A 26,130-nucleotide genomic window follows, 5' to 3' on the forward strand; every position below is an offset into this window, starting at 1 on the left:
GGTCCTGGTGATCGCTAGCCTCGCCCGCCATGAAACGGCGACAGCGCAAGAAACTCTCCCGTCAGCTCTTCGAGGCGACCCTGGCGGGGGACGCCGTCCGCGTGCGGGCACTGCTGCGGCGGGGAGCGGATGCCGAGCGGCCGTACGACGGCGGCGCCACCCCGCTCTATCTGGCGTCCGTGCAGGGGGAGGCCGAGGTCGCGCGCGTGCTTCTGCGGGCCGGGGCCGCCCCCGACACGGAGAGCGCGGGCGACGGCTCGCAGGGCACGCCGCTGTGCGCGGCCGCCTGCTGGGGCCACCTCGAGACCGTACGAGAACTGCTGGCGCACGGCGCCGACCCGAACCTGCGTGAGGACCAGGGAACGGGGTGGTCACCTCTCGCCTGGGCCCACCACGGCCCGCACCCCGCGACCGCCGAACTCCTCATCGCCGCCGGAGCCCGATGACGTCAGGCCTTGGCCTTCGTCGTCGTCCCGCGCACCCGGCGCCACACACTCGGCGCCGCGCTGACCGCGACCGTCAGCACGATCGCCGCCACCACACCCTCCCAGGGCTCGTCGAACAGCGACCCGCCCAGAATCCCGATCAACTGGTACGTCACCGCCCACGCCAGGCACGCCGGCAGATTGCCCCGCGCGAACCTCCGCAGCGGCCACTTCGCCATCAGACAGGCCAGCATCACCGGGATCCGCCCCGCCGGCACCATCCGGGACAGCACCAGCACCGCCACCCCGTGCTCGGCCAGCTTCTCCTGCGCCTGCGTCAGCCGGTCCTCCGGCGCCCGGGACCGGATCGCCTCCAGCCACCGCGACCCGTTCTTCGACCCCATCCCGCGCCGCCCCAGCCAGTACAGCGCGATGTCCCCGAGGAACGCCGCCAGCGAGGCCGTCACGAAGACCAGCGCCAGCGCGAACGGCGCCGTCTGATGGAACGCCACCACGGCCGCCGAACTCACCAGCGCCCCCGTCGGCACCACCGGCACCAGCGCCCCGATCAGCACCAGCAGGAACAGCGACGGATACCCGAGCGCCTGCTGCGTCGACTCGGGCGGCACGGTTCTGACGGCCGCCGCCAGCCATGTTCCCGTCACCGGGCCACCTCCGGGCGCACGCTCTCCCCGTGCGCCAGCAGATGCACCGCCACACCGGGCGCACGCTCGGCGGCGAGCCGCACGAACTCGGCGCCGGGCGCATGGAACTCATGGGGGCGCACGGCGTCCATCCCGATCGGCCAGTACGTGCCGTAGTGCACCGGCACCGCGCTGACCGGGTCAAGGCGGGCCAGCGCCTCCGCGGCGCGCCCCGCGTCCAGGTGCCCCTCCCCGAGGTAGGGCCCCCAGCCGCCCACCGGCAGCAGCGCCACGTCGACCGGCCCGACCTCCTTCGCCATGTCGTCGAACAGACCGGTGTCCCCGGCGAAGTAGGTGCGCGCCTCGCCCTCGACGACATAGCCGAGCGCGGGGGAGCGATGCGGTCCCACGGGCAGCCGCCGCCCGTCGTGCCGGGCCGGAACGGTGCGTACGACGACGTCCCCGATCACCGTCTCGTCGCCCGGCGCCACCTCGGTGACCTGGAGATGGGCGAGCCGGCGGAGCCCGGGCACCGCACGGGGTGCGCCCCGGGGCACGAGCAGGCGCGTGCCCGGGGCCAGTCGCTGCAACGACGGAATGTGCAGATGATCGGAGTGCAGATGGGAGACGAGCGCCACGTCCGCGCGCCAGGCGCCGGGCGGCGGCACCGCGCCCCGGCGGCGGCGCAGATGGGCCAGCCGACGGGCGAACAGGGGGTCGGTGAGCACACGGACGTCCGAGTCCTGGAGCGTGCAGGTGGCGTGCCCCCACCAGGTGATCTCCACCGGCACCTCTTTGCCTCCTTCGCGCGACTCCCCGAAGCCTACGGGCAGGAGTAGGGTCGGCGGCGAAACCCGGAGGTGAGGGGGACGCCATGGGACCGGTCCGCGTCACGGCGATCGCGAGTCTGACGCCGCTGGAGGAGCTGGAGGCCGACCCCTTCCTGGTGGACTCCCGCAGCCAGCACGCCATGTGCGCCCGCTGGGCCGCCGAGCGGGGCTACACCGTCAGCCGGGAACTCCTGGTGCGCGGCCTGCGCCCCGACCACTGCGTGCTCTGGGACGGCTTCCGCCCGGAGACCGACCTCTTCGTCGCGCCCAGCCGCCGGGTCCTGGACAGCGCCCTGGCCTCCACCGAGGAGTTCCTCGCCGAGTGCGCCCGCCGCGGGGTGCGGGTGGAGACGGTGGGGTCGGCGGAACCGTCGTACGACGCCCAGATGAAGGCCAGCATCCACCGCCGGCTGTCGATGCCGACGGCCGGGTACGACGGCCGGTAGCCGCCGGCCGGCGCCACGCGGGACGGCCGCTGACCGCTCCGGGGAGACTCCGGGGAACCTCCGTCCGTTGTGACAGGGTGGGTACAGGCCCGCGCCGACGACGGGCCGGGGACGTGAGGTGCGGGGCGTGCGAGGCGGGCGTTGGCGGCGGGTCGCCAGTCAGGCGGGGCGGAGCGTCACGGTGTGGGCGGTCTCCACCCTCACCATGCTCGTCCTCGCCGGCATCCTGCCGGACTTCCAGCTCAGGTCGGCGGACGGCGACAGCGCCACCGACATCGCCGTCACCGCGGCCCTCGGCGCGGGCGCCTTCGGTGTCCTGTCGGCGCTGGTCTGGCCGCTCCTCGTACGCCTTCTGCTGCTCGTGCCCGCCCTGGTGCTCGGGCTGCTGGTCTTCGTCCTCAACGGCTTCCTGCTCCTGCTGGCGCTGCGGCTGAACCCGACCGAGCGGGGCGCGGCCGCGTGGGAGACCGCGGTCGTGGTCGCCGCCGTGATGTCGGCCGTCGCCTCCGCGACCGGCGCCGCCCTGGCCGTGCGGGACGACGACGCCTACCGGCGCCGCCTCTACCGGCTCGCCGACCGCCGCCGCAGAGGCGGCCCGGCCGCGCCGTCCGCCCCGGGGGTGGTCTTCCTCCAGCTGGACGGCGTCGGGTACGACGTCCTGCGGGTCGCCGTCGGTACGGGCGTCATGCCGACGCTGGCCCGCTGGCTCGACGGCGGCACCCACCGGCTCACCCCGTGGCGCACCGACTGGTCCAGCCAGACCGGCGCCAGCCAGCTCGGCATCCTGCACGGCAGCAACGAGGACGTGCCGGCGTTCCGCTGGTACGAGAAGGACAGCCGGGAGGTGATGGTCTGCAACCGCCCCACCAGCGCCGCCGAACTCCAGCGCCGGGCGGTCGAGCGCACCGGTGACGGCGGGCTCCTCGGCGTCGACGGGGCAAGCCGCGGCAACCTCTTCAGCGGCGGCGCCGACGAGCAGGCGCTAGTGCTGTCCATCGCGACCCGCCGCCGCAGCCGCGAGAACCGCTCCCGCGCAGGCTACTTCGCGTACTTCTCCGACCCGGCCAACGCCGTCCGCACGGCCCTCTCCTTCATGGCGGAAGTGGGGCGGGAGATCGGCCAGTCGACCCGGGGCCGGGTCCACCGGGTCCGGCCCCGGGTGAGACGTGGCGGGCTCTACCCCTTCATCCGCGCGTTCGCGACCGTTGTCGAGCGGGACGTCGTGGTCGCCGCGGTGATGGGCGACATGCTCGCCGGACGGACCGCCGTCTACGCCGACCTGGTCGCCTACGACGAGGTCGCCCACCACTCCGGGCCGACGAGCCGCGATGCCGAGAAGGTCCTCGAACGCCTCGACCGCTCCCTGGCGTTGATCGAGAACGTCGCCGAACACGCCCCGCGGCCCTACCGGATCGTCGTCCTGTCCGACCACGGCCAGAGCCCCGGCGAGACCTTCCAGGCACGCTACGGACTCACCCTCGGCGACCTGGTGCGGGCCGGCTGCGGACTGCCCGTGCCGCGCAAGGCGCAGCGCACCCACAGCGGCGCCGAGGCCCGCGCGGCCGTCCGCGCCGCCCTGCGCCGGCCGGTCGAGGAGGGCCGCGAGCAGCACCGTCCCGCGCGCCGCAGCTCGGAGCCGCTCGTGCTGGCGTCCGGGAACCTCGGGCTGGTCTCCTTCCCGGACGTGCCGCACCGGATGAGCAAGGAGGAGATCGACGCCCGCCACCCGGCGCTGCTGACGACGCTCGCCAACCATCCCGGCATCGGCTTCCTCCTCGTGCGCAGTGAGGAGCACGGCGGGGTGGTGCTCGGGCCGTTCGGCACGGAGATCCCGGTCGACCAACTGGACGAGAACCCGGGCCCGTTGGCCGCTTTCGGGCCGGGCGCCGCCGACGCCGTACGCCGCACGCACGGCTTCGCGCACACCGCCGACATCATGGTCAACTCCTGGTACGACCCGAGCGAGGGCGAGGTCCTCGCGTTCGAGGAGCAGATCGGCTCGCACGGCGGGCTCGGCGGGGCGCAGGGACGGCCGTTCCTGCTGTCGCCGGTGGCCCTCTCCGCACCGGTCGACGACGCGGAGGAACTCGTCGGCGCCGAGCACGTCCACCGCGTCCTGCGCCGCTGGCTGGACGAGTCGGACGGCCCCCAGGTGCCGTTGCCGGAACGCCAGGACGAACAGCGGGCCGCTTAGGCGGGTGCGGTGCGCCCGAATGTGATCGGATGAGACCCGGAACCCCTACATGGGCCCATGTCTGAAAGGAAGAACCGTGGCTACCACGCGCTCCGCACACACCGTCTGGGAAGGCAACCTGCTCGAGGGCAACGGAGTCGTCTCCTTCGACTCCTCCGGCGCCATCGCCCAGCAGCCGGTGACGTGGGCTTCCCGCGCCCAGGAGGCGAACGGCAAGACCAGCCCCGAAGAGCTGATCGCGGCCGCCCACTCCAGCTGCTTCTCCATGGCGTTCTCGCACGCCCTCGCGGGGGCCGGCACCCCGCCCACCAAGCTCACCACCTCCGCCGACGTCACCTTCCAGCCGGGCGAGGGCATCACCGGCATCCACCTCACCGTCGAGGGCACCGTCCCTGGTATCGACCAGGACGCCTTCGTCGCCGCGGCCGAGGAGGCCAAGGTGAACTGCCCGGTCAGCCAGGCCCTCAAGGCTGTGCCGATCACCCTGTCGGCGAAGCTCGCCTGACAGCCGTACGTTCCCGGATGCCGCGCCCCCCTGGGGGCGCGGCATCCGCCGTTTCGGGGTACCCGGCCTTCGGGGCGTGCGGCATGGACGGGTGTGCGGCATTGACAACGGCCCACTCAAGTTTTGTGCTGGAGTCCGGGAAGTGCCCTGGCGGAAGGGGACAGCGATGGGACGCGCGGTCGGGATCGATCTGGGGACCACGAACTCCGTGGTGGCCGTCCTGGAGGGCGGCGACCCCACGGTCGTCGCCAATGCGGAGGGGGCCAGGACCACACCGTCGGTCGTGGCCTTCGCCAAGAACGGGGAAGTGCTCGTCGGGGAGGTCGCCAAACGGCAGGCCGTGACGAACGTGGAGCGGACGGCCCGGTCCGTGAAGCGGTACATGGGCGACGTCGGCTGGCGTTTCCCGGAGCAGGGGTCGGTCGACGGCACCCGCTACCGGGCGCAGGAACTGTCGGCGCGGGTGCTCCAGAAGCTGAAGCGGGACGCCGAGTCCTACCTGGGCGAGGACGTCACCGACGCGGTGATCACCGTCCCGGCGTATTTCGACGACACCCAGCGGCAGGCCACCAAGGAGGCCGGCGAGATCGCGGGCCTGAAGGTGCTGCGGATCATCAACGAGCCGACCGCCGCCGCCCTCGCCTACGGCCTGGACCGGGGCGAGGAGCAGACCGTCCTCGTCTTCGACCTCGGCGGCGGCACCTTCGACGTGTCCCTCCTGGAGATCGGCGACGGCGTCATCGAGGTCAAGGCCACCAACGGCGACACGCATCTCGGCGGTGACGACTGGGACCAGCGGATCGTCGAGCACCTGGTGAAGAAGTTCCAGGGGCAGTACGGCATCGACCTCGGCAAGGACAAGATGGCGCTGCAACGCCTGCGCGAGGGCGCCGAGAAGGCCAAGATCGAGCTGTCCAGCTCGTCGGAGACCACGATCAACCTCCCCTACATCACCGCCTCCGCCGAAGGCCCGCTGCACCTCGACGAGAAACTGACGCGAGCTCAGTTCCAGGAGCTCACCGCCGACCTGCTCGACCGCTGCAAGACCCCCTTCCACCAGGCCGTCAAGGACGCCGGCATCAAGCTCGCCGCGGTCGACCACGTCATCCTCGTCGGCGGCTCGACCCGCATGCCCGCCGTCACGGACCTCGTCAAGGAACTCACCGGCAAGGACCCGCACAAGGGCGTCAACCCCGACGAGGTCGTCGCCCTCGGTGCCGCGCTCCAGGCGGGTGTCGTCCGCGGTGACGTGAAGGACGTCCTCCTGCTCGACGTCACCCCGCTGTCCCTGGGCATCGAGACCAAGGGCGGCATCATGACGAAGCTCATCGAGCGCAACACCACGATCCCCACCCGGCGTTCGGAGATCTTCACCACCGCCACCGACAACCAGCCCTCGGTCGGCATCCAGGTCTACCAGGGCGAACGCGAGATCGCCGCCTACAACAAGAAGCTCGGCGTCTTCGACCTCACCGGCCTGCCGCCCGCCCCGCGCGGTGTCCCGCAGATCGAGGTCGCCTTCGACATCGACGCCAACGGGATCATGCACGTCTCCGCTAAGGACCTCGCGACCGGCCGCGAGCAGAAGATGACCGTCACCGGCGGCTCGGCGCTGCCCAAGGACGACATCGACCGCATGATGCGGGACGCCGAGCAGTACGCGGAGGAGGACCGCAAGCGCCGGGAGGCCGCCGAGACCCGCAACCAGGCCGAGCAACTCGTCTACCAGACCGAGAAGTTCCTCCGCGAGAACGACGAACGCGTCCCCGCCGACACCAAGTCCGAGGTGGAGGCGGCGATCGCGGAACTGAAGACGCTCCTGGAGCAGAACGCCGAGACGACGGCCCTGCGCAACGGCGTCGAGAACCTGGCCACCGTCAGCCAGCGGGTGGGCCAGGCGATGTACGCGCAGGCCCAGCAGTCGGAGCCGACCGCCACCGAGCAGCAGACCACCACGCCCCCCGAGGAGGAGGGCGTGGTGGACGCGGAGATCGTCGACGACGACAAGGAGCAGAAGGGCGGGGCCGCCTGAGCCCTACGACCCCGTCTTCTCCCAGCCCCGCCGCTCCGGCCGCGGCCCCAGCTGTCTGGGGTCGCGGCTGCGGTACACGACGTACGGCCGGAACAGGTACTGCACCGGCGCGCTGAACATATGGACCAGCCTGCTGTACGGCACGAACGCGATCAGCGCCATCCCGATCACCGCGTGGACCTGGTACAGCACCGGCACGCCGTGCATGCGGTCGATGTCCGGCTGGAGGGTGAACAGGCTGCGGGCCCAGGGGGCGATGGACTCACGGTAGTTGTAGCCGTCGCCGGAGGCATGGGTCAGCTTGGCGATCATGCCCAGCGCGATCGCGCCGAGCAGCACCAGGTACATGAGCTTGTCGTTGGCTGTGGTCGCGCGGAAGACGGGGGCCCGGGTCCGGCGGCGGTAGACGAGCAGCACGATCCCGGCGACGGTGAGGACACCGGCCGCGGTGCCGCCGTAGAGCGAGAACAGGTGGTACGTGTGCTCACTGATCCCCGCCTTGTCGGTCCACGACATCGGGATGAACAGCCCTACGAGGTGTCCGACCAGCACGAAGAGGATGCCGTAGTGGAAGGCCGGGGAGGCGATGTCGAGCAGCTTCGACTCGTAGGCCTGTGAACTGCGGGTCGTCCAGCCGAACTTGTCGTAGCGGTAACGCCAGACGAGTCCGGCGACGAGCAGGGCGACGGCGACGTACGGCAGCACGCCCCAGAGGAGTGTGGTCATCAGCGCACCCCGGTGCGGGTCGGCAGTATGGCGCATACGGCGTCCAGGACGGACGCGTACGGGGTCCCGAAGGCGGTGAGCCGGGAGCGCAACTGCTCCAGACCGTCCCGGTGTTCGGTGAGCAGGTCGGTGTCGCCGGTGCGGGACGCGAACTCCAGCACCGCGGGCAGGAAGTCGGGCAGCTCCTCGCCGGTGAATTCGAGGCCGGCGGCCCGGTAGACGTCCTTGAAGCGGACCAGCGACATGCCGCGCCGCCGGGTGTCCCCGTCCTGCCACCAACTCAGGTACAGGCTGTGCCGGTTCTTGAAGTCGAAGACCTGGACGTAGTGCGCGGCCAGCTCCTGCGCCGGGGTCACCGCCGCGTGGTCCGTGAACTCCCGCAGTTGCGGGGCCGCTTCGCGCAGCAGCGGCAGCCGGGCGCGGAAGTCGTCGTCGGGGTACGTCAGACAGAGCGCTGCTGCCTGGTACAGCACGGCGTACGACGGCATCAGACCTCCTCGGCGTCGGCGGGGTCGTCGGACGTCTGGCGGCGGCGCAGTCCGTGGAAGTTCTCCACCGATACCACCGGCAGCAGCTTGCGCTGCCCGGAGTCCTGGCCGAACGGCCCGTCGCCGCCCATGCCGGGCCCGCCCTCGTACTCGAGGCTGCACCCGTCCGGCAGCGCCGACTCCTCCAGACGGCGAGCGTCGCCCACGGCGGCGGTCGGGATCACGTACCGGTCCTCGTACTTGGCGATCGCCAGCAGCCGGTACATCTCCTCGATCTCCGCGGGCTTCATGCCGACCGCCTCGGTGACGGCCGGGTCGGGGTCCTCGCCGAGGTTGATCGCCCGCATGTGGGCACGCATCGCGGCGAGCTTCTCCAGGGACGCCCGCACAGGTGCGGTGTCGCCCGCGGTGAAGACCTCCGCGAGGTACTCCAGCGGGATGCGGAGGGTGTCGATCGCGCCGAAGAGGTTGCCCGCGTCCTCGCCGTCGTGCCCGGTCTCCGTGAGCGCGTCCACGACCGGTGACAGCGGCGGGATGTACCAGACCATCGGCATCGTGCGGTACTCGGGATGCAGCGGCAGGGCGACCTTGTACTTGCTGATCAGCGCGCGCACGGGGGAACGGCGGGCCGCCTCCATCCAGTCGTACGAGATCCCCGCCGCCTCGGCCGCCCGCTGCACCGCGGGATCGTCCGGGTCGAGGAAGACGCCCAACTGGGCTTCGTAGAGCCCTTGTTCGTCAGGGGTGGAAGCCGCGGCCGTCACCTTGTCGGCGTCGTAGAGGATCACCCCGAGATAGCGCAGGCGGCCCACACAGGTCTCCGAGCAGACCGTCGGCAGGCCCACCTCGACGCGCGGGTAGCACAGCGTGCACTTCTCGGCCTTGCCGGTGCGATGGTTGAAGTAGACCTTCTTGTACGGGCAGCCGGTCACGCACATCCGCCAGCCCCGGCAGTGGTCCTGGTCGACCAGGACGATGCCGTCCTCCGCCCGTTTGTACATCGCGCCGGACGGACAGGAGGCTACGCAGGACGGGTTGAGGCAGTGCTCGCAGATGCGCGGAAGATAGAACATGAAGGTCTGCTCGAACTCGAACTTCACCTTCTCCGCCGCCTGTTGACGGGTGCGCTCGACCATCGGGTCGAGGTCGCCGTAGGCGGGAGCGCCCGCGAGGTTGTCGTCCCAGTTCGACGACCACTCGATCTTCATCGGCTTGCCGTCGATCTGCGACACCGGCCGGGCCACCGGGAAGTCGTCGCCGAGCGGGGCGTCCGTGAGGTTCTTGTAGTCGTAGGTCCAGGGCTCGTAGTAGTCCTTGATCTCCGGGAGCTTGGGGTTGGAGAAGATGCCGAGCAGCTTGTGGAAGCGGCCGCCCGCCTTCAGCTTCAGCGCACCCCGTTTGTTCAGCTCCCAGCCGCCGCGCCACTTCTCCTGGTCCTCGTAGCGGCGCGGATAGCCCTGCCCGGGCCGCGTCTCGACGTTGTTGAACCAGACGTACTCCATGCCCTGCCGGTTGGTCCACGCCTGCTTGCAGGTCACCGAGCAGGTGTGGCAGCCGATGCACTTGTCGAGGTTCATGACCATCGCGATCTGAGCCATCACTCGCATGTCAGTACTCGACCTCCTGGCTGCGGCGGCGGATGACCGTCACCTCGTCGCGCTGGTTGCCCGTCGGGCCCAGGTAGTTGAACGCCCAGCTCAACTGGGCGTAGCCGCCGATGAGATGGGACGGCTTGAGGATCAGCCGGGTGAGGGAGTTGTGGATGCCGCCGCGCTTGCCGGTGGCCTCCGTCTGCGGCACGTTGACCGTGCGTTCCTGCGCGTGGTGCATGTAGACCGTGCCGGCCGGCATCCGGTGCGAGACGATCGCGCGGGCCACGACCACGCCGTTGCGGTTGACCGCCTCGATCCAGTCGCCGTCCTGGACGCCGATCGCGTCGGCGTCCTGCGGGGACATCCAGATGGACTGGCCGCCGCGGGAGAGGGCCAGCATGAACAGGTTGTCCTGGTACTCGGAGTGGATGGACCACTTGTTGTGCGGAGTGAGGTAACGGACCGTCACCTCCCGCTGTCCGTCCGGGCCGAGCTGCGGTTCGCCGAACAGCTTGTTCATGTCGAGGGGCGGCCGGTAGACCGGGAGCGCCTCGCCCAGCTCGTGGATCCAGTCGTGGTCGAGGAAGAAGTGCTGACGGCCGGTGAGGGTGTGCCAGGGCTTGAGATGCTCGGTGTTGAGCGTGAACGCCGTGTACCTGCGGCCACCGGACTCGCTGCCCGACCACTCCGGCGAGGTGATGACCGGGACGGGCGCCGCCTGGGTGTCGGCGTACGTGATCCGCTTGCCCTCGTGCTCGGCCGCCAGATGGGCCATCTCCTGCCCGGTGCGCGCCTCCAGGGTGTGGAAACCCTGGGTGGCGAGGCGGCCGTTGGTGGTGCCGGACAGGGCGAGGATGGTGTTCGCGGCCTTCACGGCGGTGTCGATCGAGGGGCGTCCCGCGTAGCCGGTGCCGTTCAACTCGGCCAGGTGCCGGACCTCTTCGTCCGGCCGGAGGGCGATGCCCTTGCAGGGCAGGCCCAGTTGCTCGACCAGCGGACCGAGCGCCCGGAACTTGGCGCCGATCATCGTGTAGTCCCGCTCGACGACCGTCAGGTTCGGCATCGTCTTCCCGGGCACCGGGTCGCACTCCCCGCGCTTCCAGTCCAGGACCACCCCGCCGGGCTGGGCGGTCTCACCCGGGGTGTCGTGCTGCAACGGCGTCGCCACCAGGTCCTTGCGGGTGCCCAGGTGCAGGACCGCCATCTCGCTGAGCCGGTCGGCCAGCGCCTTGAAGGTGTCGAAGTCGGTGCGGGCCTGCCAGGGCGGGTCCACGGCCGGGGTGAAGGAGTGCACGTAGGGGTGCATGTCGGTGGACGACAGGTCGTGCTTCTCGTACCAGGTCGCCGCCGGCAGGACGACGTCCGACAGCAGCGTCGACGACGTCTGCCGGAAGTCCAGCGACAGCAGCAGGTCGAGCTTTCCCTCGGGCGCCTCCTCCCGCCACTTCACGTCCCGGGGACGCTCGTCCTCCGAGGCCTCCTGCGCGCTCAACGACGAGTGCGTGCCCAGCAGATGCCGGGTGAAGTACTCGGCGCCCTTCGCCGACGAACCGAGCAGGTTCGCCCGCCACAGCGTCAGCACGCGCGGCCAGTTCTCCGGGGCGTCCGGGTCCTCGCAGGCGAAGTTCAGGGTGCCCGCGCGGAGTTCGGCCACCGCCTTGGCCACCGGGTCACCGAAGGTCTCACCCAGTTCCAGGGGGTTGCGGTCGAAGGTCGGGTACGACGGCATCCAGCCCGAACGCGCCGACAGGGCGAGGCAGTCGGCGCCCGTCATGCCCTTGAACCGGCCTTCGCCGAGCGGCGAGGACAGCACGTCGGCGGTGAAGTGGTCGTAGCGCCACTGATCGGTGTTGAGGAACCAGTACGCCGTCCCGATCATCTGCCGCGGTGGCCGCGACCAGTCCGACGCGGCGGCCAGCGTCGCCCAGCCGGTGACCGGGCGGCACTTCTCCTGACCGACGTAGTGCGCCCAGCCGCCGCCGTTGCGGCCCTGGCAGCCGGTGAGCTGGAGCAGGGCCAGGAAGGCGCGGTAGATGGTCTCGGAGTGGAACCAGTGGTTGGTGCCCGCGCCCATGAGGATCATGCAGCGGCCCTTGGAGCGCTCGGCGGTCCGCGCGAACTCCCGGGCGATCTTGACGCACTTGGCGGCCGGGACGGAGGTGTGCACCTCCTGCCAGGCCGGGGTGCCGGGCGCCTCGGCGTCCTCGTAGGAGGCGGGCCAGCTGCCGGGCAGATCGGGCCGGTTGATGCCGTACTGGGCGAGCAGCAGGTCGTACACGGTCGTCACCAGCGGACCGTCCGGCCCGCCGAGCCGGGTGGCCGGAACGCCACGGCGTACGACGTCGCCGCGGCCCTGGCCGTGCTCGCCGCCCTCGGTGTCGAAGCGGGGGAGCAGGACCTCGACGCCGCTCGCGATGTTCTGGCCGTGCAGGGTCAACGTCGGTTCGATCGCGCCGAGTTCGAGGTTCCATCGGCCCTTGCCGGACTCGGTCCAGCGGAAGCCCAGGGAGCCGTTCGGGACGCCCGCACGCCCGCTCGCCGCGTCCAGCACGACCGTCTTCCACTCCGCGCCCTCGCCCTCCTGGCCGAGGTCGGTGGCGCGCAGGAACTTCGCGGGGACGTGCGCGCCGTCCTTCTCGGTGAGCGTGACCAGGAACGGCAGGTCGGTGAACTTCTTGACGTAGTCCGTGAAGAACGGCGTCTCACGGTCGACGAAGAACTCCTTCAGGATGACGTGACCCATGGCGAGGGCCAGCGCCCCGTCCGTGCCGGGGTGCGGGTGCAGCCACTCGTCGGCGAACTTGGCGTTGTCCGCGTAGTCCGGGGCGACCACGACCACCTTCTGGCCCCGGTAACGGGCCTCCGCCATCCAGTGCGCGTCCGGTGTACGGGTCACCGGGACGTTCGAGCCCCACATCATCAGATACGCGGCGTCCCACCAGTCGCCGGACTCCGGGACGTCCGTCTGGTCGCCGAAGACCTGCGGGGAGGCCACCGGAAGGTCGGCGTACCAGTCGTAGAACGACAGCATCGGGGCGCCGATCAGCGAATGGAAGCGCGCTCCGGCCGCGTGCGACACCATCGACATCGCCGGGATCGGGGAGAAGCCGGCGATGCGGTCGGGACCGTACGTCTTGATGGTGTGGACGTGCGCGGCGGCGACGATCTCGACCGCCTCGTCCCAGGTCGCGCGGACCAGGCCGCCCTTGCCGCGGGCCTGCTGGTAGCGGCGGCGGCGCTCGGGGTCGTTCTGGATGTCCTCCCAGGCCAGCACCGGGTCGCCGGTCCTCGCGAGCGCCTCGCGGTACAGCTCCAGCAGGACACCGCGGACGTACGGGTAGCGCACCCGGGTCGGGGAGTACGTGTACCAGGAGAACGCGGCGCCCCGGGGGCAGCCGCGCGGCTCGTACTCGGGGCGGTCCGGGCCGACGCTCGGGTAGTCGGTCTGCTGCGTCTCCCAGGTGATGATGCCGTCCTTGACATACACCTTCCACCGGCAGGAACCCGTGCAGTTCACGCCGTGGGTGGAGTTCACGACCTTGTCGTGGCTCCACCGGTCCCGGTAGAAGGCGTCCGCCTCACGCCCGCCGCTCAGCTCGATGCTGTGCAGGTCCTGGGCGGGCGCGCCGGGCCGGAAGAAACGCCCGGCCTTCAGCAGCGCCGCACCCGGCTCGGTGGGCGGTGTCTGGGTGTCGGTCACATGCGCTCCCTTGCTTGCCCGTGCTTTCGAAGCTAGGGGCGAGGGTGGGAACGCACCTGTTCACGGCACCCGTACGGGTGCTCGTACGACGGGTCAGGGCTTGCGGGCGACCCCCGCGTAGACCGGTACGACACCCTCGGCCTGGGCCTCGACGTCGACGGGCTCCGGCCGCCAGCCGGTCACCGGGATCACGCCCGGGCCGAGCAGCTCCAGACCGGCGAAGAAACGCGAGAACTCGGGCAGCGAGCGCGGGTGGAACGGCGTACCGCTCGCCCGGAAGTGCTCCGCGGCCTTCCCGATGGCCTCCGGGCTCAGATCGGGGGTGACCTGGGAGAGGATCACGTAACTGCCCGGGGCGAGCTCGGCGACGTACCGCTCCAGCAGGCCGTACACGTCGTCGCCGTCCGGGTCCTCACCGAGGTAGTGGGTCAGCGCGACCAGCGACAGCGCGACCGGCCGAGAGAAGTCCAGGGTCTCCGCGGCCAGTCGCAGGATGGTGTCAGGGTCACGGACATCGGCGTGCACGTAGTTCGTGGCGCCCTCGGCAGTGCTGTGCAGGAGCGCCTGGGCGTGGCGCAGGACGATCGGGTCGTTGTCGACGTACACGACCCGCGCGTCCGGGGCGACCTCCTGGGCGACCTGGTGGAGGTTCGGTTCGGTCGGGATGCCGGTGCCGATGTCGAGGAACTGGCGGATGCCCGCCTCGGCGGCCGTCCGGACCGCCCGGTGCATGAACCGGCGGTTGGCCCGCGCCCCGCGCACCACCGTGCCGTCCGAGGCGAGGATCCGGCGGGCCAGCTCCTCGTCCACCGGGTAGTTGTCCTTGCCGCCGAGCCACCAGTCGTACACGCGGGCCGGATGCGGCCGGGTGGTGTCGAGGATGGTGGGCGCGGCTTCCGGTCCGGTCATGCGGCGGTGTCTCCTCGGTGCTCGAAGGGCTCAGTAGGTGGCGCGCCGTTCCCTCAGGATCTTCTTGGTGCGCTCGGCCGACGCGGCGCGCGCCGTCATGTGGTCCAGGACCTCCAGATGCAGGGAGACCTCCCTGCGGGAGTCCAGGTACAGGGCGCCGGTCAGATACTCGGTGAACGCCATGTCGGGCAGTTCGGGCTCGGCGAAGCGGAAGAGGGAGAAGGGGGCGTACGTCCCCGGGTGCGGGCCCGCGGCGAACTCGGCTATCTGCAGCGTGATCCGGTCGCGCTCGGCGAACTCCAGCAGTTTGTCCAGCTGTTCCCGCATGACTCCGCCGCCGTGGCCGACCGGCCGGGCCAGCACCGTCTCGTCCATGATCACCCACAGGTGGGGCGGGTCGGGGCGCTCCAGGAGCTGCTGGCGGGTCATCCGCAGGGCCACATGCCGCTCGACGGTGTCCGGGCCCGCCTGCGCGATCGTCCCCGCCTCCATCACGGCACGCGCGTACGCCTCGGTCTGGAGCAGGCCCGGCACGAAGTGGGGCTCGTAGGAGCGGATGATGCGGGCCGCGCCCTCCAGGCTCACGTACAGGCTGAACCAGTCCGGCAGCACGTCGTGGAACCGCTGCCACCAGCCCGGCTGGTTCGCCTCCTCGGCCAGCGCGATGAACGCGTCCGCCTCCTCCTCGGAGACGCCGTACGTCGACAACAGCAGCTGAACGTAAGGGATCTTCAGGGAGACCTCGGCCATTTCCATGCGCCGCACGGTCGCCGGAGCCACGCGCAGGACCTTCGCGGCCTCCTCGCGCTTCAGCCCGGCCGCCTCCCGCAGCTCCTGGAGCCGCTTGCCGAGCACCACCTGACCCACCGTGGGCGCAGGCCGCCGCTCACTCACGCCACGCCTCCCCTACGCGCCGAAGTATCCGAGGCAGTGTGTCATGTTCCGGTGTCAGTCTCACGTGATCGGAGGTGAGGCGCTCGCCACGCGGGGCGGCGGAGGGCGCCTGGTCCGCACGCGGGCCACGCGACTGCTCCGCGCGTCATCGACCGTTCAGGACGAGCGGGCCACGCAATTACCGCGCGTGTAATCGACCGTTGAGGGCGCGCGCGGGATGGTGGAGCCACCGGGTTCCGGGCCGGCGCACTCCGGTCCGGAACCCGGGTTCCCTTCCCTTTTCCCGTTTCGTGCACCTACCTCGACGGAGGCTGATTCGCCATGTCCGCAGCCCAGTTGTCCGCCCTCGCCCGCACCTCCGACCCGCACACCGCGCTGCGCCGCTTCCTCGCCCTGGACGCGCTGGTGACGGGCGCGAACGGCCTCGCCTACCTTGCCGCGTCCGGGCCGCTCGGCCGGTTCCTCGGCGTCGGGCCGACGCTGCTGCTCGAACTCGGCGCGTTCCTGGTGGTGTACGCCGCCGGTGTCGGACGGCTCGCCTCGCTTCCCCGTCCGGCCGCACTGCCGGTCCGCGCCGTCGTCGAGGCCAACCTCGCCTGGACGGCCTTGAGTTGTGTCGCGTTGGCGCTGTGGCTCTCGCCGAGCACCGCGGGTGCGGTGTGGACCGTCCTCCAGGCCCTCACCGTCGCCGGGTTCGCCGCACTCCAGTACGCCGCCCTGAGGGCACGTCAGGACACGAACCCCTGAAGGTACTTGACCGTCGCCGGGTCGGCCGGGAGGAACGTCTCGATGGCCAGTTCGGCGACGGTCACGTCCATGGGGGTGTTGAAGGTGGAGATGGACGAGACGAACGACAGCACCCGGCCCTCGTGCTCGATCCGCATCGGCAGCGCGAAGTACGCGGGCGCGTCCAGCTCTTCGCCGTCGTCGTCCTCGTCGTCCTCGCGGGCGAGCGGATACGCCGCCACCTCCTCGTACAGCGCCCGCAGCGGCTCCGAGCGGCGCAGGGCGATCTGTCGCTCCATCTGCTCCAGGAGATGCCCGCGCCAGGCCCGCAGGTTGCGGATGCGGGGCGCCATGCCCTCCGGGTGCAGCGTCAGCCGCATGGCGTTGAGCGGGGGTGCGAGCAGCGACTCCGGGATGTCGTCGAGCAGCATCAGGATGCCGCGGTTGGCGGCGACCACGTTGTACATGGCGTCCAACACCAGCGCCGGGTACGGCTCGTAGCCCTGGATGAGCCGCTCGATGCCGTCCCGCAGGGCGTCGAGCTCCGGGGCCGCCAGCGGGGTCTCCGAGTAGTGCGGGGCGTAACCCGCCGCCAGCAGCAGCGCGTTGCGCTCCCGGACCGGCACGTCCAGATGCTCCGCCAGCCGCAGCACCATCTCCTCGCTCGGCCGCGAACGTCCCGTCTCGATGAAGCTGATGTGCCGCGCGGAGGAGTCGGCCCGCAGCGCCAGCTCCAGCTGACTGACCCGACGCTGCTCCCGCCAGGCCCGCAGCAGCGGGCCCACGGCCCGGTCTTCGGCAGTGGTGGTGGTCATGGGACGACCGTAGACGAAACCGATCGGGACCGTGCGGATCGGTTGCCCCGGTTCTCTCGTCGCGGGGCCGTCTGACCAGGGCTTCCGACGTCCGCCTGTGGCACGCTGAGAGAACACCCCCACCGCACCACCAGTCCAGGAAGGAGCGGCGACATGGCCGTGGAACCGCTGTCGCAGAAGGAGATCGAGGACCGGCTCGCGGAACTGCCGGGCTGGTCGGTCGACGGTGATCACCTCACCTGCTCCTACCGGCTGCCCTCGCACTTCGCGGCCACCGCGATGGTCGTCCACATCGCCCAGGTCCAGGAGGAGCTCGACCACCACTCCGACCTCACCCTCGGTTACAACACCATCGCCCTGAGTGTGAACACCCACAGTGCCGGCGGCGCCGTCACCGAGAAGGACTTCGAGCTCGCCCAGCGGGTGGCGGCGCTGGCCCCCGGTCACGGAGCCCAGTGACGGCGTGCTGGACTACGACAAGGAAGCCGACGCCTACGACACCACCCGCGGCGGTGAACCCCGCGCCGCCGCGGCCGCCGACGCGGTGCTCGGCCTGATCCCGCCGGACGCCCGCCGTCTCCTCGACGCGGCCTGCGGCACCGGCATCGTCACCCGCCGGTTCGCGACCGCGCGGCCCGCGCTGCGGGTGACCGGCGCCGACCTGACGTACGGCATGGCCCGGATGGCCGCGGCCCGGCTGCCCGGCGCGATCGTCCTCGGCGACGGCCGCCGACTGCCGTTTCCCGACGGGGTGTTCGACGCGGTGACCAGCGTGTGGCTGCTGCACCTCATCCACGACCCGGACGACGCCCGCAGCATCGTCGCCGAGTGCGCCCGGGTGCTGCGGCCGGGCGGTGTGTACGTCACCACCGTCGACAAGGCCGCCGCCCATGACGTCGGCAGCGACGTCGACGCGGTCCTCGCCCCGCGCCCGCGCCGGCCCGCGCCCGATGCCGCGCGCCGGGTGGAGTCGTACGCCGCCGCGCAGGGCCTGGTCGCCGCCGGGCAGGCCCGTTTCACCGGCCTCGGGCAGGGCCGCAGCCCCCGGCGCACCGCCGCCGACCTGCGGCGCGGCTGGTTCACCATGCTGCCGCCCGGTGACCCGCGCACCGAGGAACTCGCCGTACGCCTTCAGGCCCTGCCCGACCAGGACCGGCCACGCGCGGACCCCGTCTTCACGCTGCGGGCGTTCAGGAAGCCCGGGTGAACTCCATGACCCAGTTGGTCAGCCAGGTGTCCCCGCCGTCGAGCGAGAACGCCTGCTCCCAGCGGGCACCGGTGACGGACACGTCCGACCACACGAACCGCACCCGTACGTCCTTGCCGTCGTGCGCGTCGTCGCCGTAGAACTCCCCACGTCCCTCGGCGAATTGACCGACGACCGGCGGGAACAGCGTCCCGGTGCGGCTGGACGCCCAGTTGAGCGACCACTGCCGGCTCTCCCCGTCGAAGAGCCGCAGGGTCGCGCCCTTCGCGGCCAGGTGCGGCATGTCGATCTCGTCGATGTTCGCGGTGCCGTCGAACAGCGGCCAGCAGCGGCTGCCGGCGGGAAACTCCTCCAAGTCGCTGTCCGGGTCGAGGAAGTCGGTGCGGCGGCGGTTGAGCACCTGCCAGTCGCCGTGGAGGAAGTCGAAGTCGTGCGGGCTGCTCATGAGCGGTCTCCTGTGGTTCCTGCGGGCAGCGAGTCGGCCAAGTAGGCGTCCAGGTCCGGGACTTCGGGTGCGAGCAAGTGCCGTACCCAGGCGTCCCGTTCGTGCAGGATCGGCGGCAGCTCCCACACGCAGCCGATCCAGGGCACTTCGGGTTTGACGAAGTGGGTCGGGTCGACGTCCGGGCACCGCAGCGCCGGCTGACCGGCCGCGGCGCCCCGGAAGTGGAGCACGTTGTCCCAGACCCAGCTGTAGGCGTTGAGATAGGCGCCGGTGTCCTCGCCCCGGTGCAGCACGACGAAGGTCGCGGGCGGAGTGCCGTCCGGCTCCGGCAGCAGCTCCGGGAGGATCTCGTACGCCGCCTTCTCGACGTCGGGCGCGATGCCTGACGGGTCGGTGGTGACGTGGTAGCGCTTGATGTGCCGGCCTGCGACCTCGATGGGCGGCGGCACGGTCAGCAGTTTCTCGGTGAAGCTCATGGGGGGACGGTAGGACGGCTTCACTGACATCCTCTGTCAGTGGAGTCTGGGATTCTGTGGGGGTGAAGTCCAGTCGACTCGTCTCGATCCTCCTGCTGCTCCAGACCCGGGGCCGGATGACCGCCGCCCAGCTCGCGGAGGAGCTGGAGGTCTCGGTGCGCACGGTGTACCGGGACGTGGAGGCGCTGGGCGCGGCCGGCGTCCCGCTGTACGGCGACGCCGGTCACGCCGGCGGCTACCGCCTCCTGGACGGCTACCGCACCCGGCTCACCGGCCTGACCGCCGACGAGGCGGAGGCTCTCTTCCTGGCGGGCGCCCCCGGTCCGGCCGCCGAACTGGGGCTGGGGTCGGTGCTGGCGGCCGCCCAGCTGAAGGTGCGGGCCGCGCTGCCGGCGGAGCTGCGTGCTCATGCCGACCGGATCAGCGGGCGGTTCCACCTGGACGCGCCCGGCTGGTACGCGCAGGCCGACGAGGCGCCGTACCTGCCCGCGGTGGCGGACGCGGTCTGGAACGGGCGGGTGCTGCATGTGCGGTACCGCCGCTGGGCCCGTCCGACGGACGTGGAGCGACGCCTTGAGCCGTACGGGCTGGTGTTGAAGGCGGGCCGCTGGTACGTGGTCGCGGGACCGGGTCCGCGTACCTTCCGCGTCGACCAGATCCTCGAACTCGCCACGTCCGACGAGGAGTTCAGCCGCCCGGATGACTTCGATCTGCCCGCGTACTGGAAGGCATACCAGCGCGACTTCCACGAACGCCTGTACCGGGAGGAGGCGTTGGTCCGGCTGGCGCCGGGGGTGACGCACCCGAGGGCGACGTCGTACGGTCCGGCGGACGTCGACGGCTGGAGACAGGCCACGGTGCCGATCGAGTCGATCGACCGCGCGCTCGGTGAGTTCCTGTCGATGGGCGCGGGTGTCGAGGTGCTGGAGCCGCCCGAGCTGCGCGAGCGACTCGCAGTGGTGATCGGGGAGTTGGCCGAGCGGTACGCCGGATGAACCTTCGGAGGGGGTGTACGGCGTGCACCCCGTACACCCCCTCCGAGTGGAGTCACCCGAGGCTACAGCTCTGATCGCCCACCTTGAACGCGGTCGGTTTGCCGTTCGTCCCCGACCAGCTTCCCGTGAAGCCGAAGCTCACCGATGAGCCTGCCGCCACGTTGGCGTTCCACGTGACGTTCTTCGCGGTGACTGTCGTACCCGACTGGGTGTAGTCGGCGTTCCAGAGTTGGGTGATGGACTGGCCGTTCAGGAAGGTCCAGTCAAGTGACCATCCCGTCCAGGGGGTTGTGCCGGTGTTGGTGAGCTGGATGTCTGCCTGGAAGCCGCCCGACCATTGGTTCGTGATCTTGTAGGTCACCGCGCAGGCGCCTGTGGGGGTGGGGGGCGGGTCCGTGTCGCCGCCGGTCGTGTCGCCGTAGATGACGCCCCGGCCGTTCGTCGAGATGTAGACACGGCCGTAGATCCTCGGGTCGCCTGTTATCGCCGCGCCCGTGAAAGCCCATTGGTGCGCGTCGTCGTTGATGCGGGTCCAGGTCGAACCCTTGTCCGTGGAGCGGAAGATGCCGCGGACGCCCGCGATTTTCGCGCTGGTGTACAGGGTTTGGTACGACGCACCCGTCGCCGCCTTGCCGAAGCCGATCGTGTCGGCCTGCTCGACGTTGGCGAGCTTGGTGAACGTCGTGCCGCCGTTCGTCGAGTGCCACAGGCCGTACGCACCGTCACTCGCGCCGCCCGCCAGCCACACGTCCCCCTTCGTGCCGGGCAGCGCCTTGAAGCGGACGCTGTCGCCCGAAGGGAGGCCGGTGGCGGAGGACGCCGTGAAGGTCGCGCCGCCGTCCGAACTCACGTAGAACTTGCCCGACTTGAAGCCGTAGAACGTCTTCGGGTCCACTCGGTCCGATTCGACCGTCGCGCCTGCCGGGATGCCCGACGACGCCGACCACGGCGTACCGAAACCCGTCGTGTACTGGACGCCCGCACCCGCCGGGCTCCACACGAAGCGGCTGCCGTCCGACGCCGCCGCGACCGTCCCGCCGCCGCTCACGCCCGAAGGATCGGTCCCGCCGAACCAGTTGGCGCCGTTGTCCGTCGAGAACGCGATGTGCGGGCCCGCGTCGAGGTCACCGACCCGGACGACCGTGTTCGGGTTCGTCTCCGCGAAGTCCAGGCTGGTCGTGGTGGTGAAGTTCGGCTGCGTGTACATCATCGACGGGACCTTGGTGAGGTCCGTGTGCCGGAAGCCGCCGATGTCACCGAGTGCGCTGAACAGCAGCGCCCCGCCCGACGGGGGCGCGGCGAGGTCGTTGACCGCCGTCTCCTCCAGGCCCCGCACCATCGGCTTGATGGTGAACTGGCTCCCGGCATCCCAGTTGGTGAGGTTCTCCGTGCCGTAGATCGTCGCACCCGTCCCGTACATCATCCGGTCCGAGTTGAACGGGTCGATCTCCAGTGACTCCGTCATCCACCCCAGTTTCGGCGCCTGTTCGGGCGGGGACGGGTTCGCGCCCCAGGTCAACCAGGGGGTGCTGGAGACGTCCATCGTGTAGCGGTTCGAGCGGCTGGGGTAGGAGCTGTAGTCCCACGCCCGGGTCCACGTCGCGCCGCTGTCCGTCGAGCGGAAGATCTGCGTGTCGGGCCACCAGGAGCTGTAGCCCGTCGCCATCAGCGTTCCCGGGTGCCGGCGGTCGACCGTCAGACCGCTGAAGCCGTAGTACGTGTCCGCCTCCGCCACCGGGCTGATGTTCGTCCAGGTGCCCGTCGCCGTCGCGTACCGCCACAACTGGCCCTTGCCGCCGTCGTACGGGCCGCCCTTGTCGCTGTAGGCGAGATAGAGGTAGCCGTTCGTCGCGTCCAGCACGCCCTTGTGGGCCAGATATCCCGTCGGCTGACCGGCGAGCCGCGACCAGGTCGCGCCCCCGTCCGTCGAGCGGTACACCGAGTTCTGCAGGTCGGCGACCCCGACGTAGATCGTCTGCGTCGCGCTGCCCGACGTACCCGTCTTCTCGTCGAAGGTCACCCAGACGACGCCCTGGTTGTCGCTGGCGTAGCCGGAGGTGTCGCCGGGGTCCTGCACGTAGTTGCCGACGTTGGGGAAGGTGGTGACCTGCGACCAGCTCGCCCCGGAGTCCGTGGACCGCCACAGTCCCTTGCCGCTCGGCGCGCCCAGATACAGCACGCTGTTCTTGTTCGGGTCGACGGCGAGTCGCTCGCCCATGCCGCGGCCGGGCATGTTGCCGCCCAGCTTGAACGGCAGATCCGCCTTCTGCCAGCTGGCGCCACGGTCCGACGAGCGCAGGACCGCGCCGTTCTTGGGGTCCCAGCTGTTGGTGTACGTCCCTACGGCCGCGTACACCTTGTCCGGGTTCACCGCGTCGGAGGCCAGGCTGACCACGCCCGTGTGCCCCCAGTCGTTCCAGCCGACCGAGTCCAGCAGCGGCGTCCAGGTCTTGCTCGACTCCTGCCAGCGGTAGGCGCCGCCGATGTCGGTGCGGGCGTAGGCGAGGTTCTTCTCGGAGCGGTTGAAGACGATGCCGGGGACGAAACCGCCGCCGTCGATGCGGGCGTTCTTCCAGGTGTAGGTGTCCGCGGCGAGCGTCATCTGCGACGCGCTGTGGGCCGCCAGCGCGGGCGGGGTGCCCGCGAGCAGGCCGGCCGCGAGAGCGAGGACGGCCGTGAGGATGCGGGTTCTTCGCACGGGGGTGTCCTTTCCGGGATGTGGGGGTGGAGGGGAGGGGGAGGGCGGAGGAGCGCGCCGGGGAGGAGAGGGGGAGGGCGGAGGAGCGCGCCGGGAAGGAGAGGGGGTAAGCGCTTTCCGCTCCGTGCGAGAGGTGCCGGGCGGCCCCCAGTGCGGGAAGGGGCCGCCCGGCCGGTCGGTCCCGTCGTCAGGTGACGGGACCAGGTACGCGGTGCTCCTCAGGCGGAGCGCCTGGCGGGGGCTATTCGAGAAGCTCCGCGTACGAACCCATGGCCAGGGCGATGTCCGCCTGGGCCCAGAAACGGTGGTACGTGAACGACGGCACCGCGCCGCCCGCGAGATACGCCTGGATCTTCGACCAGGCCGGGTCGTTCTTGTAGAAGGACCTGATGGACTCGAAGGTGGACGAGGAGTTGATCGCGTCGCCGTTCGGCATCTTGCCGGTCCAGCCGGACGGGATGTAGACGCTGTCGTCGAACCGGTTGTAGTCCGCCCGGTTCTCCGGCACCGCGACGCCCAGGCTGTCCTGGTAGTTGCCCCACATGCCGTCGAGGAGCTTCTTCGCCGTCGTCGCGGCCTCGGTGTCACCCGAGCGGTCCGCGTAGTACGTCAGGGTCTTGGCGTACGCGGCGGCCACACCCACGTCGTTGGTGTAGTCGGCGACGGTGACGTGCAGCCCGCTGTTGGAGCCGGGGCTGGAGGCGTTCCAGGTGTCGGGCTGGCCCGACCACTGGAGGGTGGCGGGGATCTGGTAGGTGCCGTCCGGGTTGATCGTGGTCTTGGACAGCGCCCAGTCGACCCACTTGTCGAGGACCGCCTTGGCCTGCGCGTTCCCCGTCTGCTGGTAGTACTCGGCGACCCGCTCCATCGACCACGCCTGGAAGCCGAACCACTGGTTGGACGGCGGGTCGTGGTAGACGGGCTGCTGGTCGTAGTACATGCCGTAGAAGGTGGACTTTCCGGCCGGCGGGGTCGCGTAGCGGCCCGCCCAGCTGTTGGTCGCACCGCCCGCGATGGCACCCTCGTTCGACTGCAGCCAGCGGTAGAACTCCAGCTGCCGGGTGAGCGAGGTGTTCCAGTCCGCCGCGCCCGTCGAGGACTTGGGCTTGAGGTCGGCGAACGAGCTGAGCGCATAGGCGGCCAGGGGGTTCTGATAGCCGCTGTGCGCATGGCTGGAACCGATGCGCCAGGCCCAGCCGGCGCTGGTGTCCGTCGCTCCGCCCCACGCGTAGTACCAGGACAGCAGGTACATCGAGGAGTTCTTGCCGCTGCCGGCCGCGCAGGCCGACGGCCCGACGCAATTCCCTATCTTCTTGAAGTACTTGTCGTACATCGCGTAGCGCAGGTAGTCGCCCATCTTCGCGGCCTTGCCGACGGTCGTGGAGACGTCACTGCCCTTGCCCTGCTGCTTCGCCCAGACGTCCGCCCAGTACGCGGCCTGCACGGCCCGCGCGTCGGCGTCCGGGGCGTTGGTGAACTTCCACTGCTTGGAGTAGGAGGAGTCACCGGTGAACAGGTCCAAGTAGCCGTTGGTGCCGCCGTACTTGAACTGGTCACAGGTCGGCTGCGGCACCGTCTCCCACACCGACTCCTCCGCACCGCGCTGGAAGGTGTTGATGTACGACGGTCCGGTGGCCGTCGGGCCCGCCTCGCACTTGCCCGGCTCGTTGCCGTAGCCGTAGACGTTGTCGACGTCCTGGAGCCAGTGCATGCCGTAGATGTCGTCCGTGCCGTACGCCGACTTCAGCTCGGACGCGATCGGGTCGGAGCCGACCGAGACCGACGAGTCGAGCTTCGCCGGATACTCGTTCGGGGTGTCCAGCTCGGGCGCGTAGGTCGCCGGCTTGGAGGCGTTGTAGAAGGAGTTGGTCGGCTGGTCGGCGTGGGTCGGGATCATGTACTTCTCCATGAGATCCCAGGCGCCGTTGAACTTGCTCCAGTCGCCCGTCACCTTGCCGTACATGGCCTGGAGCCACAGGAGGTAGCTGTACGCCTCCGACGTGGTCTCATGGCCGTGGTCGGGCGCCTCGACGATCAGCGTCTCCACCGAGTGGTAGGGAATGCCCTCGGGGGAGAAGTAGCCGTTCGCCGGGTTGGTGATCTTCCCGTACAGCTCCAGGAAGCGGGCGTCGTACTCCTTCGACGCGGCGATCTGGGTGACCGTCACCGCCGCCTTCGCGTGGCCCGTGGCCGACGACTCGAAGGTCGCCGCGCCGGTGCCCGAGGAGTCGGCGGTGATGGTCACCTTCTGGGCCGTGTTCCAGTTCGACGGAGTGAAGATCAGGGAAGCCCCGCCGGTCACGGACAGGCCCGAGTTGCCGCTCGCCCGTGCCGTCGTGACGGTCACGTTGGCGGACGGCTGGGTCGACAGCTTGATGTCGTAGGTGGCCGTCTTGCCTTGCTGGACGGCGAGTTGGGTGGTCGAGGCCACCACGGCGGGACCCGAGGCGACCGTGATGCCGACCGGGGTCGACTCGGCCGACGCGCCCAGACTGTCGTACGCCTTCGCCAGCAGGGAATGACTGCCCACGGTCAAACTTGAGACCGAAAGAGAGTACGGCGCGGTCGTGTCGGTGCCCAGCAGCGTGGTGTTGTCGTAGAACTCCACCTTGCTGATGGTCGCGTTGTCCGCGGCCGCGGCGGTCGCCGCGAGCGGGACGGCGTCGCCCTGGGTGTAGACGGCGCCCGCGGCCGGGCTGGTCAGCACCGTGATCGGCGGCTGGTGGGCACCGACGCACGCGGTGCCGTTGACCGCGAACGACGTGGGCGCGGCGTTGGTGCCGCTGTAGCTGAACTGCGCGCCGGTGGAGACCGCGGCGCCGGCCGCGATGGTCCCGTTGTACGCGGCGTTCTTCACCGTGATGTTCTGACCGGACTGGGACCAGGTCCCGTTCCAGCCGTTGGACAGCTTCTGGTTGCCCGTGTAGGCGTACGTCAGCGTCCAGCCGTTGATGGCGTCCGTACCACGGTTGGTGATCGTCACGTCCGTGGTGAAGCCGGAGCCCCAGTCATTGGTCTTGTAGTCGACGCTGCACTGAACTGCCGCTGCCTGTGCGGGAGTTGAACCCGTACTCAGCATCGTGAACGGCAGGGCCAGCGCGGCCACGACAGCTGTCCATAAGCGCCGGGCAGTCCGGCGTCTCCTTCTCGGTGCCATGTGCTGGTTCCTCCTTGCGGCTCGGAGAAGTCAAGGCTTGAACCAGTGGGAGCGCTCCCATAGTGGGGAAGAGGGGGTGAGGGGTCAAGGTGCTTGAAGAGTCGAAAAGATTCGACGAACGGGGGCGAGGAAAAGTCAAGTGACTCCTCTGTTCTTTAACGTCACTTGGCGCTAGCTTCGGTGACACCAGTGGGAGCGATTCCATCAGTCGACGCGGCCGTCACGG

22 protein-coding genes are annotated in these 26,130 nt (G+C 70.4%); 9 read left to right on the top strand and 13 right to left on the bottom strand.

All coding sequences use genetic code 11. The annotated features are described in order from the left end of the window. The first annotated feature begins 29 nt into the window (after positions 1-29). The gene (locus CRP56_RS34350) at positions 30-446 is read left to right on the top strand and encodes an ankyrin repeat domain-containing protein (RefSeq protein ID WP_097270684.1); all 417 of its coding nucleotides are present in this window, start codon (positions 30-32) and stop codon (positions 444-446) included. 2 nt (positions 447-448) lie between these two features. Here the strand turns inward: CRP56_RS34350 and CRP56_RS34355 are convergent, their stop codons facing one another. Then, on the bottom strand, positions 449-1,090 hold the full coding sequence (locus tag CRP56_RS34355; protein ID WP_097270686.1) for a DedA family protein: 642 nt from the start codon (positions 1,088-1,090) through the stop codon (positions 449-451). Beyond that, a complete protein-coding gene (locus tag CRP56_RS34360) occupies positions 1,087-1,860 on the bottom strand; it encodes an MBL fold metallo-hydrolase (RefSeq protein ID WP_097270688.1) in 774 nt (257 codons plus the stop codon). The genes CRP56_RS34355 and CRP56_RS34360 overlap by 4 nt, the downstream gene beginning before the upstream one ends. Positions 1,861-1,943: 83 nt before the next feature. Here CRP56_RS34360 and CRP56_RS34365 point away from each other — a divergent pair, with 83 nt between their 5' ends. From CRP56_RS34365 to dnaK, 4 genes are all read left to right on the top strand, one after another. Beyond that, a complete protein-coding gene (locus CRP56_RS34365; RefSeq protein WP_097270690.1) occupies positions 1,944-2,345 on the top strand; it encodes a hypothetical protein in 402 nt (133 codons plus the stop codon). A gap of 118 nt (positions 2,346-2,463) precedes the next feature. Then, entirely contained in the window at positions 2,464-4,539 is a 2,076-nt protein-coding gene (locus CRP56_RS34370; RefSeq protein WP_097270692.1) for a phage holin family protein, read from the top strand. Between the two features lie 76 nt (positions 4,540-4,615). Continuing rightward, on the top strand, positions 4,616-5,044 hold the full coding sequence (locus tag CRP56_RS34375) for an OsmC family protein (protein WP_059195267.1): 429 nt from the start codon (positions 4,616-4,618) through the stop codon (positions 5,042-5,044). Positions 5,045-5,210: 166 nt separating this feature from the next. Further along, positions 5,211-7,076: a molecular chaperone DnaK gene (gene dnaK / locus CRP56_RS34380; RefSeq protein WP_097270694.1), complete on the top strand. Its 1,866-nt coding sequence runs from the start codon at positions 5,211-5,213 to the stop codon at positions 7,074-7,076. A 3-nt stretch (positions 7,077-7,079) separates the two neighbouring features. Here the strand turns inward: dnaK and narI are convergent, their stop codons facing one another. The 6 genes from narI to CRP56_RS34410 form a co-directional block, all read right to left on the bottom strand. After that, positions 7,080-7,802 carry a respiratory nitrate reductase subunit gamma gene (gene narI, locus CRP56_RS34385; protein WP_097270696.1) on the bottom strand — a complete coding sequence of 241 codons (723 nt, stop codon included), beginning with the start codon at positions 7,800-7,802 and terminating at the stop codon, positions 7,080-7,082. Continuing rightward, positions 7,802-8,290 carry a nitrate reductase molybdenum cofactor assembly chaperone gene (gene narJ, locus CRP56_RS34390; protein WP_097270698.1) on the bottom strand — a complete coding sequence of 163 codons (489 nt, stop codon included), beginning with the start codon at positions 8,288-8,290 and terminating at the stop codon, positions 7,802-7,804. Before narJ ends, narI begins: the two co-directional genes overlap by 1 nt. Beyond that, complete coding sequence (narH, locus tag CRP56_RS34395) at positions 8,290-9,897, bottom strand: nitrate reductase subunit beta (protein ID WP_097270700.1); 1,608 nt, start codon at positions 9,895-9,897, stop codon at positions 8,290-8,292. Before narH ends, narJ begins: the two co-directional genes overlap by 1 nt. Position 9,898: 1 nt before the next feature. After that, positions 9,899-13,582 carry a nitrate reductase subunit alpha gene (locus CRP56_RS34400; RefSeq protein WP_097270701.1) on the bottom strand — a complete coding sequence of 1,228 codons (3,684 nt, stop codon included), beginning with the start codon at positions 13,580-13,582 and terminating at the stop codon, positions 9,899-9,901. A 93-nt stretch (positions 13,583-13,675) separates the two neighbouring features. Next, a complete protein-coding gene (locus CRP56_RS34405) occupies positions 13,676-14,491 on the bottom strand; it encodes an SAM-dependent methyltransferase (protein WP_097270704.1) in 816 nt (271 codons plus the stop codon). Positions 14,492-14,521: 30 nt separating this feature from the next. Further along, a complete protein-coding gene (locus tag CRP56_RS34410) occupies positions 14,522-15,385 on the bottom strand; it encodes a helix-turn-helix domain-containing protein (protein ID WP_097270705.1) in 864 nt (287 codons plus the stop codon). A 321-nt stretch (positions 15,386-15,706) separates the two neighbouring features. Here CRP56_RS34410 and CRP56_RS34415 point away from each other — a divergent pair, with 321 nt between their 5' ends. After that, entirely contained in the window at positions 15,707-16,132 is a 426-nt protein-coding gene (locus CRP56_RS34415; protein WP_097270707.1) for a hypothetical protein, read from the top strand. Here the strand turns inward: CRP56_RS34415 and CRP56_RS34420 are convergent. Beyond that, positions 16,114-16,926 (bottom strand): helix-turn-helix domain-containing protein, encoded by an 813-nt coding sequence (locus CRP56_RS34420; RefSeq protein ID WP_097270709.1) that lies wholly within the window; start codon positions 16,924-16,926, stop codon positions 16,114-16,116. The two genes, CRP56_RS34415 and CRP56_RS34420, sit on opposite strands and share 19 nt — an antisense overlap. A gap of 153 nt (positions 16,927-17,079) precedes the next feature. Here CRP56_RS34420 and CRP56_RS34425 point away from each other — a divergent pair, with 153 nt between their 5' ends. Next, positions 17,080-17,385: a 4a-hydroxytetrahydrobiopterin dehydratase gene (locus CRP56_RS34425; protein ID WP_097270711.1), complete on the top strand. Its 306-nt coding sequence runs from the start codon at positions 17,080-17,082 to the stop codon at positions 17,383-17,385. 4 nt (positions 17,386-17,389) lie between these two features. Further along, positions 17,390-18,133: a class I SAM-dependent methyltransferase gene (locus CRP56_RS34430; RefSeq protein ID WP_097270713.1), complete on the top strand. Its 744-nt coding sequence runs from the start codon at positions 17,390-17,392 to the stop codon at positions 18,131-18,133. Here CRP56_RS34430 and CRP56_RS34435 read toward each other — a convergent pair. Together CRP56_RS34435 and CRP56_RS34440 are read right to left on the bottom strand one after the other, a co-directional pair. Further along, positions 18,117-18,578, bottom strand: a complete 462-nt coding sequence (locus tag CRP56_RS34435; RefSeq protein ID WP_097270715.1) for a hypothetical protein — start codon at positions 18,576-18,578, stop codon at positions 18,117-18,119. The two genes, CRP56_RS34430 and CRP56_RS34435, sit on opposite strands and share 17 nt — an antisense overlap. Further along, positions 18,575-19,054, bottom strand: a complete 480-nt coding sequence (locus tag CRP56_RS34440; RefSeq protein WP_097270716.1) for a hypothetical protein — start codon at positions 19,052-19,054, stop codon at positions 18,575-18,577. Before CRP56_RS34440 ends, CRP56_RS34435 begins: the two co-directional genes overlap by 4 nt. A 62-nt stretch (positions 19,055-19,116) precedes the next feature. On the opposite strand from CRP56_RS34440, the gene CRP56_RS34445 reads away from it, so the two are divergent. Continuing rightward, on the top strand, positions 19,117-20,049 hold the full coding sequence (locus CRP56_RS34445) for a helix-turn-helix transcriptional regulator (protein ID WP_097270718.1): 933 nt from the start codon (positions 19,117-19,119) through the stop codon (positions 20,047-20,049). 52 nt (positions 20,050-20,101) lie between these two features. Here CRP56_RS34445 and CRP56_RS34450 read toward each other — a convergent pair whose 3' ends face one another. Then, on the bottom strand, positions 20,102-22,747 hold the full coding sequence (locus CRP56_RS34450) for a cellulose binding domain-containing protein (RefSeq protein WP_097270720.1): 2,646 nt from the start codon (positions 22,745-22,747) through the stop codon (positions 20,102-20,104). Positions 22,748-22,988: 241 nt separating this feature from the next. Then, positions 22,989-25,904 (bottom strand): glycoside hydrolase family 48 protein, encoded by a 2,916-nt coding sequence (locus CRP56_RS34455; RefSeq protein WP_097270721.1) that lies wholly within the window; start codon positions 25,902-25,904, stop codon positions 22,989-22,991. Positions 25,905-26,130 lie beyond the last annotated feature (226 nt).

Origin of the sequence: Streptomyces sp. TLI_55, assembly GCF_900206255.1 — a bacterium.
Classification (GTDB): Bacteria; Actinomycetota; Actinomycetes; order Streptomycetales; family Streptomycetaceae; genus Streptomyces; species Streptomyces aquilus.

What these genes read in the sequence shown, in the direction of transcription:
- CRP56_RS34350 (WP_097270684.1), top strand. Translation starts at nt 30, where the DNA reads ATGAAACGGCGACAGCGCAAGAAACTCTCCCGTCAGCTCTTCGAGGCG.
- CRP56_RS34365 (WP_097270690.1), top strand. Translation starts at nt 1,944, where the DNA reads ATGGGACCGGTCCGCGTCACGGCGATCGCGAGTCTGACGCCGCTGGAG.
- dnaK (WP_097270694.1), top strand. Translation starts at nt 5,211, where the DNA reads ATGGGACGCGCGGTCGGGATCGATCTGGGGACCACGAACTCCGTGGTG.
- narI (WP_097270696.1), bottom strand. Translation starts at nt 7,802, where the DNA reads ATGACCACACTCCTCTGGGGCGTGCTGCCGTACGTCGCCGTCGCCCTG.
- narJ (WP_097270698.1), bottom strand. Translation starts at nt 8,290, where the DNA reads ATGCCGTCGTACGCCGTGCTGTACCAGGCAGCAGCGCTCTGTCTGACG.
- narH (WP_097270700.1), bottom strand. Translation starts at nt 9,897, where the DNA reads ATGCGAGTGATGGCTCAGATCGCGATGGTCATGAACCTCGACAAGTGC.
- CRP56_RS34405 (WP_097270704.1), bottom strand. Translation starts at nt 14,491, where the DNA reads ATGACCGGACCGGAAGCCGCGCCCACCATCCTCGACACCACCCGGCCG.
- CRP56_RS34415 (WP_097270707.1), top strand. Translation starts at nt 15,707, where the DNA reads ATGTCCGCAGCCCAGTTGTCCGCCCTCGCCCGCACCTCCGACCCGCAC.
- CRP56_RS34420 (WP_097270709.1), bottom strand. Translation starts at nt 16,926, where the DNA reads ATGACCACCACCACTGCCGAAGACCGGGCCGTGGGCCCGCTGCTGCGG.
- CRP56_RS34425 (WP_097270711.1), top strand. Translation starts at nt 17,080, where the DNA reads ATGGCCGTGGAACCGCTGTCGCAGAAGGAGATCGAGGACCGGCTCGCG.
- CRP56_RS34435 (WP_097270715.1), bottom strand. Translation starts at nt 18,578, where the DNA reads ATGAGCAGCCCGCACGACTTCGACTTCCTCCACGGCGACTGGCAGGTG.
- CRP56_RS34440 (WP_097270716.1), bottom strand. Translation starts at nt 19,054, where the DNA reads ATGAGCTTCACCGAGAAACTGCTGACCGTGCCGCCGCCCATCGAGGTC.
- CRP56_RS34455 (WP_097270721.1), bottom strand. Translation starts at nt 25,904, where the DNA reads ATGGCACCGAGAAGGAGACGCCGGACTGCCCGGCGCTTATGGACAGCT.